Genomic DNA, 10843 nt, shown 5'->3' with positions numbered 1-10843 from the left:
GGAGATGCGACCCGTGACCGTCCTGTCGTAGGGGGCAGTCGGGAGCGCGACAAGGTGTGAACGACCGGGCACACAAGCCCGGCCGCTCACGGCCGCGAAGGTGACGGTGTCCCCCCATGCCTCCAGCAGATGGTGGACCCCCTCGCTGCTGATGAACGTAGCGTCGGGCGCCGCATCTGCCACCGGTGACCTCACCCACTTCTGGTCGAGCGTGTTCTCCTTGTCCGAGAGGTCGATCCGTGCCCGGTACGCCTTACCGGCGCATTCCCACTCCGTCTCCACCAAGGTGGTGACCGAGGCCGACACCAGGCGCAAGGGGCTGCTCCGGCAGCCCCGAGGAGGATCGGGAACGGGCGTTTCTGCCCGGGAAAGTAGCGGTTGCAGGGGCGGAAGCCGGTATTCCGGGCGTCGGTTCGCTTGCAGCTCTTCCGGGGCCTCGGGCTCGGGGAGGGTGGCGACGGCGGAGTGGTCCGCACAGTCGTCCATGAGCAGCTGCCCGGATTCGGGCTCGTTGCGGTAATAGCCGATGAGATGGGTGCAGGTTCCGTACCTGCGGGCGGCCCAGGCCACAGGCTCGGCATCGCTGCGCCGTACGGCCAAGATCCCGTCCTCCCAGGCCGTCAGATGCGCGTAATCCGCCTCGGCCAGGACGACGAGCCGCGGCAGCGGATGCTCCTGAGGGGCCAGTGTGATGAAGTGCCATGCCCCCTCACGGGCCCGTGGGAGCACCGAACCGCCCCGCACCTGCCCCGTGTAGGCGTCGACGGCCAGCAGGGCGGTGCCGATCAACACCAGCACGGAGCACCCTTCGCCGACCGCCACCTGGCTCAGCGCTGCGGTGTCCTGACGGCGCACGGCGAGGGACCACCGTCGGCTGCCGTCCCGCGTGTCGTACCCCGCAACTACGGAATGCTGTTCCGACTCCTCCAGCGCGACGAGCGTGCCGCGCGCCCGATCGCCGCGGCCGCACATGCTGAGGGCCACCGGTCCCTTGAAGTCGTGCCGCCACGCCACGCGGTCCGGCCGCTGCGGCAAGTGGTCGAACCGCTCCTTCCCGTCCCATTCGAAGGAGCCGTCGTCGAGACTGCCCTCCGGCACCGGCGCGGAGTCGGCGAGCTGCGCCCACCAGGGCCCGAACGCATCCATCCGCTCCCGCTGGAGCCCGCTCGCTCCCGCGGCGGTGCCCGCCCCCAGCAACCCGCCCACGAGCACTCCGGCCAGCCCGGCCGCCATCATCCGGCGGGCGTGCCGCCGCATCGAGTCCCCGGTGACATACGGACGTACGTACTCCTCGGGATCCGGTTCCGGACGTCGGCGGCGGACCAGCACCACGCCGCACAGCATTACCACCACGGCAGCGGCAAGGGCACAGGCGAGCGGAGCGGCCGGCGGCTCGGCCGCGTACAGTCTGTGCCACTCCTCAGGCGGAACGTCCTCGAACCAGGGCCGGGCACGGATCTGATCGTCCGTCCGCCCGTCCAGGACGACCTTCTCGCGCGGCCAGGCCAGAAAGCTCACGACGCCCGCCACCACGGCAGCGCCGCCGGTCGCCCCGGCCCACGCCGTGTACCTCCGTTCCCCTAACCCCGCCACCAACAGCACCACCGCGCCCATCAGCGGACCCCACACCCACCACGGCGCGTGCCCGAAGCCCTCGTCTGACCACGGGGTCCAGGGGGCGGCGACAGCGGCGGCGGCGAGCGCTACGGTGGCCGCGAGGACGAACGGCCCCCACCCTTGGCCTTGTTGTGACTGCTCCGCCCGTATCTTCTCGACCATACGGTTTCCCCCTTGGAGCAGGTTAGCCGGGAATGCCCCATTCCGGGACGGGGTGGATGAAAGCGCTTGTCCACGAGAAGCGGGGTTCCACGCCTCCGCGGTGACCGCGGAGGACAGCGTCGCCCGCTGCGGCATGCCGTTCTCCGCGCGCGCCACCCGCGCTGGACCGCTGCGGCGAGCAACAGCCCGGTCCAGGTAGAGGCGACGTTCCAGTCCGCCCCGGCACGCCCCCGGGCCTCGTGCGACGGCACGCGAGGGGCTAGGGGGCGGTCAATGTGATGGTCGCCGACCGTGGCGGGCTTGGTCGAGCAAGGCATCCAGGCATGCGTTCAGCTGCTCCAGGTCGCCGGCCGGCGTCGGGAAGCTCAGCCGAACATCGTGATTGCAGCCGGGCGACTCAAGCCGCAGGACAATGCCGAGCCGGTCAAGCCGTACCGGTTGTGCCGTCCGCGCACCGTGTCGTGGTTCGGGCGGCACAACCCGGGGCCGGTGCGCTACCAACTGCTGCTGGTGACAGACCCGGCCCGAGTTCTGGAACCCGACAGGTCAGGGAAGGCGGTTTGCAGCGACTCGGTGAACACGCGGGCGCGTCGGGTGATCTCGGGCCAGTCACCGGCGGCTACCACGGAGGGCGGTACGACTTCCGAGCCGGCACATACCGCGAGCGCACCGGCCGTGAGGAAACCGGCCGCGTTGTCCGCGTTCACGCCGCCCGAGGCCACCAGCGGTACGTCCGGGAAGGGGCCGGCCAGGTCCTGGAGATACCGAGGGCCGAAAGCGCGCGCGGGGAAGATTTTCACGGCGTCCGCGCCGAGGTCGAGTGCGAGCCCGACCTCCGTCGGAGAGAGGGCGCCCATGACGACGGGCACTTTGGCCGCGGCTGCTGCCTTCGCAACGTCCGGACGGCAGCCGGGGGTGACCAGGTACTGGGCGCCGGCGTCGATCAGCTCCGCGGCCTGCGAAGCGGTGAGCACCGTGCCCGCGCCGACGCCGTCGTGGCCGTCGGCCACCGCGCGGCGCAGGTGCGCGGCGACGCCGGGCGTGGTGTGGGTGAACTCGATCCATTGGATGCCGCCCGCGCGCAGCGCCTCGCACAGCGCTGCGGCGTCGGGTATCTTCGGTGCCCGTACAACGGCGATCACACGGTCCTTCGACAGTTGGCCGAGGAAGTCGGCGGTCATGTGAGGGGTTCTCCTTCGGCGTGGTGGGGTCGGCGTGCCGGCTTCCTCACCGCGGTGCCGTCGCGGCCCAGTCGGCGTCGTCCAGGGCGAGGTAACGGTCCGTCTCCGAGCGCGGCGGCATGGCGGGAACGTCGTCTCTGGTTCGGAGCGCGGCGCAGGCCGCCAGGTGGCCAAGGCGCAGCCGGGACCGTTCGTCGCGGTTCTCGAGTACTCCCGTCAGGTAGCCGGCCGCGAAGGCGTCGCCGGCGCCGACCGGTTCGACCACTTTGGTGGGCAGTGCGGGGACGAACGTCCGGGTGCCGCCGCTGTAGGAAGTAGCTCCGTGCTCGGCGTCCTTGACGACGACGGTCGGCGCGGGTTGGAGCAGGGCCGCTATGTCGTCCGGGTGGGCGGTGCCCCATAGGGCTTCGGCCTCGTCCCGTCCGACGAACACGATGTCGGCGGCGCGGGCGAGTGCCAGCAGGCTCCGAGCGGCGTCCGTGGTGCTCTCGCGCCAGAGCGCGGGGCGGTGGTTGACGTCGAAGGAGATGGCCGGTGCATCGCCGGGCCGGCCATCTCCTTCGACGCCCTGGCCGGTGGTGCGGCGGACGAGTATTGCCTCCAGCAGCTGGGCGCAGCTGTCGGAGAGAGCCGCGGCGATGCCCGACAGATGCACGATGCGGGCGCGGTGTAGTGCGGGCAGCCGGGCCAGGTCCGGTCCCATCAGTGTGGCGGCCGATCCGCTGCGGTAGTAGTGCGTCTGCGTACGGTCGGGGCCAGGGTCCTTGAAGTAGACCCCGGTCGGGCGGGCCGGGTCGGTCTCGACACCGCTCACATCCACTCCGCGCGCGGTGAGTTCCGCCAGGATGCGGCGCGCGAACGGATCGTCGCCCAGGCGGCTCAGCCATGCGGCGCGGTGACCGAGACCGGCCAGACCGCAGGCGACGTTGGACTCGGCACCGCCGATGGCCACCCTGAGCGTGGCCTGTTCGGCGAGCGGGCGGGCATCTGGTGGGCTGAGGACGGACATGGTCTCGCCGATGCACACGACGTCGGCCGTCTGCTCCTGTTCGGCGGCGGGACGGGGCGGGGCTTGCAAGGGCAAAGGGATACTCCTGACGGATGGCGTGTGGGACGAGTCCGGGAGGCGTGGGCAGGGCGTGCTCGGCCCGTTGCGGGTCAGGCGCTGGGCGCGTGCCCGGGCATCGCGCGGGCCAGGCGCAGCATGACCTTGCTGCTGCCGCTCCTCGGGTCAGCGGCGACGGCCAGTGCCTCCTCCGCCTGCTCCAGTGGGAAGCGGTGGGTGATCAGTGGTGTCACGTCGAGGCCGTCGCGCAGGGCGTGCAGGGCGTCGTCGATCTCCTCGACGAAGCGGTAGGAGCCGATCCAGGTGATCTCGCGGGTCACCAGGTCCCCGAGGACGGCGGACGCGGCGGTCCCGGGCAGGTTGCCGACCTGGACGAGTGTGCCGCCGCGGGCCGTGGCCCGCAGCGCCGGCCCGAGGGCGGCGGGTGAGCCGGACGCCTCGAAGACGACGTCCACATCCTCGGGCAGGTCGTCACCGCGGGAGATGTCGCGGGTCTCGTCGGCGCCCATGGAGCGGGCGATGGCGAGTGAGGATGCGGTGAGGTCGGCGGCGACGACGGTGGCCGCCCCGTGGTACCTGGCAGCGGCGACGACCAGGGAGCCGATCGGTCCGGCGCCGTTGACCAGAACGGTTCTGCCGCTCAGCTCGGGGACCCGGCGGACAGCGTGCAGGGCGACGGCCAGAGGTTCGGCCAGGGCGCCTTGCTCGGTGTCGACGCCGTCCGGCAGCGGCCGGATCTGGGCCGCGCGGACGGTGCGGTACTCGCTGAACCCTCCGTCGGTGTGCGGGTCGAAGGCTGCCGAGCCGAAGTAGCGGACACGGGGGTAGAGGTTGGTGCGTCCGGAGATCCTCTTCGGCAGGGCGCCGTCGCCGACCAGTTGCGCCGGGTGGACGGTGACCGGCTGTCCTTCGGCGAGGCCGGTGACGCCGTCGCCGAGTGCGGCGATCCGGCCCGCGACTTCGTGACCGAGCACCAGCGGGTGCGCGAGTTTGGCTGTACCGGATGCCCCTGTCTTCCAGTAGGCGATGTCGGAACCGCAGATCCCTCCCCACTCCAGCGCCAGGAGCACCTCGCCCCTGCCCGGTACTGGTCGGGCACGTTCATCGATGCGTACGTCGCCGGGACCGTGCACCACGACCGCCCTCATACGGCGTCCTCCAGCCGGACCAGGTCGCGTCCGCGCGTTTCGGGTGCGAGGAACGCGCTGACCATGGTGATGAGCGAGTAGACGATGAGCATTGCCGCGATGGGCCACCAGCTGCCGGTGACGGCCGTGAGTGTTGCCGCCAGGACCGGGCCGATCGCGGTGGCGAGGATGCCGCCGATCTCCTTGGCGAGCGCGAGCTGGGTGAAACGGGTGCGGGAGCCGAAGAGTTCGGCCATCGTCACACTCTCCAGCGAGAACAGACCGAGGACACCGACGTTCAGACCGAGCACCATGCCGAGCATCAGGCCCGGGGTCGAGCCGGAGGTGATGAGGAGCATCACCGGGAAGGCAACGGCGATGGTCAGCAGTGTGAGGGCGAGGTAGAGCGCGCGGCGTCCGTAGCGGTCTCCGAGCAGACCGACCACCGGCACGGTGGCGAAGCCGACCAGCGAGCCGTACACGATCGCGTCCGTGGGCACGGACCGTCCGACCGCGAGGTTGGTGGCGATGTAGCCGACGAGGAATGTCTGGATCAGCCCGGAGTTGCCCGCCTGGCCGAAGCGCAGACCCAGTGCGAGGAAGAACGCCTTGCCCTTGCGCTGGCGGATGCCCGCTGCCAGGACGTCGCCCCGGTGCTCATCGGCTACGGCGATGGCGGACTCGACCTCGTCACGAGCCAGCGCCACCCCGTCCACCACGTCGGGCCGCTCCTCGAAGACAGGGCTCTCCTTGAGGCCGCGGCGCAACCAGACGGCGAAGAACATCAGCGCGAAGCTCAGCAGGAAGGGCAGCCGCCAGCCCCAGGAGAGCAGTTGCTGCTCGCTCAGTACGGCGAGCAGGACGGCCCACAGTCCGGAGGCGGCAAGGGTTCCGGAGTTCGTGCCGAGCGACACCAGCGAGGAGACCAGACCGCGCCGTCGGACGGGGGCGTACTCGGCGAGCAGCACAGTGGCCCCGGCGATCTCGGCACCGGCGCCGAAGCCCTGGATGAGCCGCAGCGCGACGAGCAGGACGGGCGCGAGGATGCCGATCGTGGCATACGTGGGCAGGGCGCCGATGAGGGTGGTGGAGGCGCCCATCAGCAGGATGGTGAGGTACAGGACCTTCTTGCGGCCGATCCGGTCGCCCATCCGCCCGAAGTAGACGGCACCGGCGAGCCGGGCGACGTATCCGACGCCGTACGTGGCCATCGCGGCGATCAGCCCGATGGCGGGGCTGACGTCCGGGAAGAAGATCTTGTTGAAGACGATCGCGGCGGCCAGCGAGTACAGCTGGAAGTCCATGAACTCCATGGCCGTGCCGAGCCAGCCCGAGACGGCGGCTCGGGTCAGATCGCGTGTGGTGCGCTGCACTGGGTGCGCCTGCTGCGCGGTTATGGCGCTGTCCTTCATCGTGAACTCCGTTGTTCGGGGACGGTGGGGAGTGTCAGGAGGCTGGGTGAGCGGAGTGTCGGGGGCTGGGCGAAGTGGGTTCAGATCTCGACGCGGCCGGCCCGCAGAGCGGGGAGCCGGTTCGCGACGGCGGTGGTGAGGGCGTCGTCGTCCGCCAGGTCCCTCGCGCCGAGGACGCGCAGCAGCGCGCGTACCGTCTGGGCGGGGCGGGTCACGGGCCTCCAGCAGGCGGCGAGTGCGTCGGCCGCGGGGTCGGAGAGGGTGTCGGCCCGGCGGGTGCCGTGCACCCAGGCGGCGAGGGCGAGTTCGAGCACCGGGGTGCTCGTGCCACGTGAGCGCAGCGTGCGCAGGGCGGGCAACCAGCGCTCCGTGATCTTCAGCGATCCGTCGGACCCGATCTGCCGCAGTAGGTGGTGCATCGCGGGATTGCGGAAACGTACGACGAGATCGTCGGCGTACGCGCCCGGATCGGGACCGCCTGCGGGGAGGGTGGGGGCGACCTCCGCGCACAGCGCCCGGACGAGACGCTCGCCCCAGCCGGCCGCCATGCTGTCGGCGATCGTGGTGTGGCCCGCGGCCGTACCGAGGTAGGCCAGGGCCGAGTGGGAACCGTTGAGCAGTCGCAATTTGGTGAGCTGGTAGGGCGCGACGTCCGGGACGAACAGGGCGCCGTCCAGTTCCCAGGGCGGCCGCGCGGTGGCGAACGAGTCCTCCAGGACCCACTGCCGGTAGGGCTCACCCGCGACGGGGGCGGCATCGTGCACACCCAGCACGGCGGCGGCTGCCGCCTTGTCGGCGCTGCTGGTCGCAGGCACGATCCGGTCCACGACCGTCGCGGGGAAAGCGACGGCTTCGGCCATCCGGTCCAGGATCTCCGCGCGGTCCGGCCAGCCGGAGGCACGGACGAAGTCGCGGACGACCCGGCCCAGCGCGGCGCCATTGCCCGCCATGTTGTCGCAGGACACGACGCTGACCGGGGGTGCGCCCATGCGCATCCGCGCGGCCAGTCCGGCGGCCAGGCGTCCGATCACCGTCGTGAGAGAGCCACCGGTGGATGCCGCCAGGTCGGCGGCGACCGGCGGCGCAGCCGTGTCCAGTCCGCCGGTCAGGGGGGATCGGTGGTAGCCCTTCTCCGTGACGGTCAGGGTCACCACCGTCACCTCCGGGTCGGACAGCAGCGCGTCCACGGCCGTGGCGTCCGGGCCCATGGCCAGCGCGTCGGTGACCGCGCCCACAACACGGGACACGCTGCCACCCGGGCGGCGTTCGGTGAGCGAGTAGAGGCAGTCCTGGGCCCGCAGGGCGCGTACGGTCTCCATCGCTCGGGGTGCGACGGCGGTGATGCCCCAGGGTTCACCGGACCGGGCGGAGGCGTTCTCGGTGTAGACCGCCTGGTGTGCCCGGTGGAAGGCGCCCAGGCCGAAGTGGAGGACGCGGGTGCGTAGTTCGGCGGGGTCGGCCGCGGGACGCTGCTCGGGCGCGAGCCGGGAGAGCACCGTGCGGTCAAGCTTGGGGAGGCCGGCGGTGCTCACCAGTCGTGCACCGAGCCGTCGAGACGGCGCGCGACTGGGAGATAGCGCCGCTGGTAGGGAAAGCGTTCCGCCGCCTTCTCGTCGTACTCGACGCCTAGGCCCGGCTCCTCGGAGGGATAGAGCATGCCGTCGGCGAACGCGACGCCGGTGCGGAACACCTCGGCGGCTTCGTCGGGGTGACCCATGTGCTCCTGGATGCCGAAATTCGGCACGGTGATGTCGAGGTGCACGGCGGCGGCCATGCTGACGGGGGAGAGGTCGGTCGCGCCGTGGGAGCCGGTCCGCACCTGGTAGAGCGCGGCAAGGTCGAAGATCCGCCGCAGGTGGGTGATGCCGCCCGCGTGGACGACGGTCGTGCGTACGTAGTCGATGAGCTGTTCGGTGATCAGGTGCTGGACGTCCCAGATCGAGTTCATCACCTCGCCGACCGCGATCGGCGTCGTGGTGTGTTGGCGGATGAGCCGGAAGGCCTCCTGGTTCTCGGCCGGTGTCGGGTCCTCCATCCAGAACAGCCTGCAGTCCTCGACGCTCTTGCCGAACCTGCCCGCCTCGATCGGGGTGAGCCGGTGGTGCACGTCGTGCAGGAGGTGGAAGCCGAATCCGAAGCGCTCCCGCACCGCCGCGAGGTAGGTGGGGGCGAAGCCCAGATAGGCCTCGGTGTCCCAGGGCTGCTCGTCGGGCAGGTCGGTGGCGGCCGGCTCGTAGACCTTTCCCTTGCGGACACCGTAGGTGCCGCCGACGTCGGGCACCGCGGCCTGGGCCCGGACGGCCTTGTAGCCCAGCTCCAAGTAGCGCTCGACGTCGTCCAGCAGCGAGGGCACGTCGGTGCCGCTGGCATGCGAGTAGACGAGGACACCGTCGCGGGACCGTCCGCCGAGGAGCTGGTAGACGGGCAGTCCGGCGGTCTTGCCCTTGATGTCCCACAGCGCGGTGTCGACGGCGGCGATCGCCGTCATGGTGACGGGCCCGCGCCGCCAGTACGCCCCCTTGTACAGGTACTGCCACATGTCCTCGATGCGGGCGGGGTCCTTGCCGATCAGCAGCGGGACCACGTGGTCGCGCAGATAGGCGGCGACGGCCAGCTCGCGGCCGTTGAGGGTGGCGTCACCGAGTCCGGTCACGCCGTCCGTCGTGGTGATGCGCAGCGTGACGAACGTGCGCCCGGGAGATGCGACGAACACGTCGACGCGCTCGATCTTGCTCACAGGTGGTTCTCCTTACGGCTTCGTGCGACGACTCCACCGCGCGGGCACTCGTCGACGGACCGAGGAATCGTACGGACCAATCGGGACAGTCGCTGTCGTGAAGTACTTGTATACAAGCACTTGTCGTGCAGTACGGCAATACTCGCGTCGTCATGTTTTACCTGTGGGGCCCCGCGACGGTGTCGCAGCTCAAAGGCATGGTCACCCAGATCGCCTGCCGCACGGGCCACGCGGCGGGAAGGCGGGAGCGGGACCGGCGGAGGCGCCGATGGGCTCCGCGCCCACCGATACGATGGGCGCATGGCTCAATCAAACGGGCGGCGGACGAGTCGGCGCGCGATCTACATCAAGTTGCGTCAGATGGTCCTGACCCTCGAACTCGCCCCGGGCACCGCGCTGTCGGAAAACGAACTCGCGGCGTCACTGGGCGTGAGTCGCACCCCGGTACGGGAGAGCCTGATCCTGCTGGCCCAGGAGGGTCTCGTGCAGGTGTTTCCGAAGATCGGGTCGTTCGTTTCCCGGGTGGATCCGGCGCAGGTCGCCGACGCACAGTTCCTGCGAGAGGCCGTCGAACTCGCCTCACTGGAGGATCTGCCAGCGCAGCTCGACGCCGCGGCCGTGGAGGAACTGCGCGGCAACCTGGAACGCCAGCAGCGTGTGGACCTCGGCCTGGAGGAGTTCTTCGAGCTGGACGAGGCGTTTCACGAGGGCCTGATGCGGCTGAGCGGCCACGGCAATGCCTGGACCACCGTCGCCGCGGCCAAGGGACACCTGGACCGGGCCAGGCGCCTCGGCCTCCACGAGAACGTCTCCCCAGCCGTGTTCGCCGCCCAGCACCACGAAATCTTTGACGCGGTCGTCAGCGGGGACGTCCCGCTTGCTCGCACCGCCATGCGCACCCACCTGCGGGCAGTCTTCAGCGACATCGAACGCATCCGCGCGCACTCGCCCGAACTGTTCGCTACCGACCCCTCGACGGTACCGGTACGACGCAACGTCGTGTTCTGGGAGTAACCGAGCATGAGAGGGCTGCCTCGACCGTAGCCGACACTGCGAGTTCCGGGGGCTCTTGGCGCGTCGTGCACGAAAGGGGGGCAGCAGCACCACATGGGCGCCCCGGATCAGCTCGCCCACCGTCGCCTGTCAGTCGCCGAGGGGCAGATAGCCACGCTCCCCGCCGAGCAGTGGCAAATGACCGCCCGGCCGCCCGACCGTGCCAGAATCTGCTGAAGCACGGCAGTCATCTTGGTTCACGCGCCGTGTCACCTCCTCACAGCCCGCCGACCGCGGCGTTCTTCTGCGCCGGGCAAGCCTGACCGGCGGGTTTGGTGCGCACTCCGCGCTCCGCGCCACTACGCCGACGGTCACTGCCTATCCCGGGCCGGGGGAGCGGGGTGGGTTGACCATGGGGCGTGGCTGCCGCCGCTGGGAGGAGGACCGGACGAAGAGTTCTGTCGGTATCACCTGCTCGACCGGTTGGTCGGAATCGAGGCCTTCGATGGCGTCGATGAGGAGTTGCACTACTGCGGTGCCGATGCGGC

The 10843-nt window shown here is 70.6% G+C and carries 9 protein-coding genes and 1 pseudogene; 1 reads left to right on the top strand and 9 read right to left on the bottom strand.

Translation table 11 applies throughout. The annotated features are described in order from the left end of the window. The 8 genes from ABT009_RS46945 to manD form a co-directional block, all read right to left on the bottom strand. Positions 1 to 1779, bottom strand: a 1779-nt coding sequence (locus ABT009_RS46945) for a PQQ-binding-like beta-propeller repeat protein (protein WP_351309470.1), incomplete at its 3' end; no start/stop codon positions are given. 270 nt (positions 1780 to 2049) lie between these two features. Then, the gene (locus ABT009_RS46940; protein ID WP_351309467.1) at positions 2050 to 2256 is read right to left on the bottom strand and encodes a DUF2470 domain-containing protein; all 207 of its coding nucleotides are present in this window, start codon (positions 2254 to 2256) and stop codon (positions 2050 to 2052) included. Positions 2257 to 2273: 17 nt separating this feature from the next. Next, positions 2274 to 2960: a bifunctional 4-hydroxy-2-oxoglutarate aldolase/2-dehydro-3-deoxy-phosphogluconate aldolase gene (locus ABT009_RS46935; RefSeq protein ID WP_351309464.1), complete on the bottom strand. Its 687-nt coding sequence runs from the start codon at positions 2958 to 2960 to the stop codon at positions 2274 to 2276. A 46-nt stretch (positions 2961 to 3006) separates the two neighbouring features. Continuing rightward, a complete protein-coding gene (locus ABT009_RS46930; protein WP_351309461.1) occupies positions 3007 to 4044 on the bottom strand; it encodes a sugar kinase in 1038 nt (345 codons plus the stop codon). Positions 4045 to 4118: 74 nt separating this feature from the next. Then, positions 4119 to 5174, bottom strand: a complete 1056-nt coding sequence (locus ABT009_RS46925) for an L-idonate 5-dehydrogenase (RefSeq protein WP_351309458.1) — start codon at positions 5172 to 5174, stop codon at positions 4119 to 4121. After that, positions 5171 to 6565: an MFS transporter gene (locus ABT009_RS46920; protein ID WP_351309455.1), complete on the bottom strand. Its 1395-nt coding sequence runs from the start codon at positions 6563 to 6565 to the stop codon at positions 5171 to 5173. Before ABT009_RS46920 ends, ABT009_RS46925 begins: the two co-directional genes overlap by 4 nt. Positions 6566 to 6645: 80 nt before the next feature. Continuing rightward, the gene (locus ABT009_RS46915) at positions 6646 to 8097 is read right to left on the bottom strand and encodes a mannitol dehydrogenase family protein (protein ID WP_351309452.1); all 1452 of its coding nucleotides are present in this window, start codon (positions 8095 to 8097) and stop codon (positions 6646 to 6648) included. Further along, the gene (manD, locus tag ABT009_RS46910; protein ID WP_351309449.1) at positions 8094 to 9302 is read right to left on the bottom strand and encodes a D-mannonate dehydratase ManD; all 1209 of its coding nucleotides are present in this window, start codon (positions 9300 to 9302) and stop codon (positions 8094 to 8096) included. Before manD ends, ABT009_RS46915 begins: the two co-directional genes overlap by 4 nt. Before the next feature lie 300 nt (positions 9303 to 9602). Between manD and ABT009_RS46905 the strand changes: the two genes are divergently transcribed. Then, on the top strand, positions 9603 to 10316 hold the full coding sequence (locus ABT009_RS46905) for a GntR family transcriptional regulator (protein WP_351309446.1): 714 nt from the start codon (positions 9603 to 9605) through the stop codon (positions 10314 to 10316). Positions 10317 to 10673: 357 nt separating this feature from the next. Here the strand turns inward: ABT009_RS46905 and ABT009_RS46900 are convergent. Further along, positions 10674 to 10843: pseudogene (locus tag ABT009_RS46900) on the bottom strand (LacI family transcriptional regulator); the annotation flags it as partial.

The sequence above is a fragment of the Streptomyces sp. NPDC002896 genome (genome assembly GCF_040295225.1).
Lineage (GTDB): Bacteria > Actinomycetota > Actinomycetes > Streptomycetales > Streptomycetaceae > Streptomyces.
This window is presented reverse-complemented; position numbering and strand designations above follow the sequence as displayed.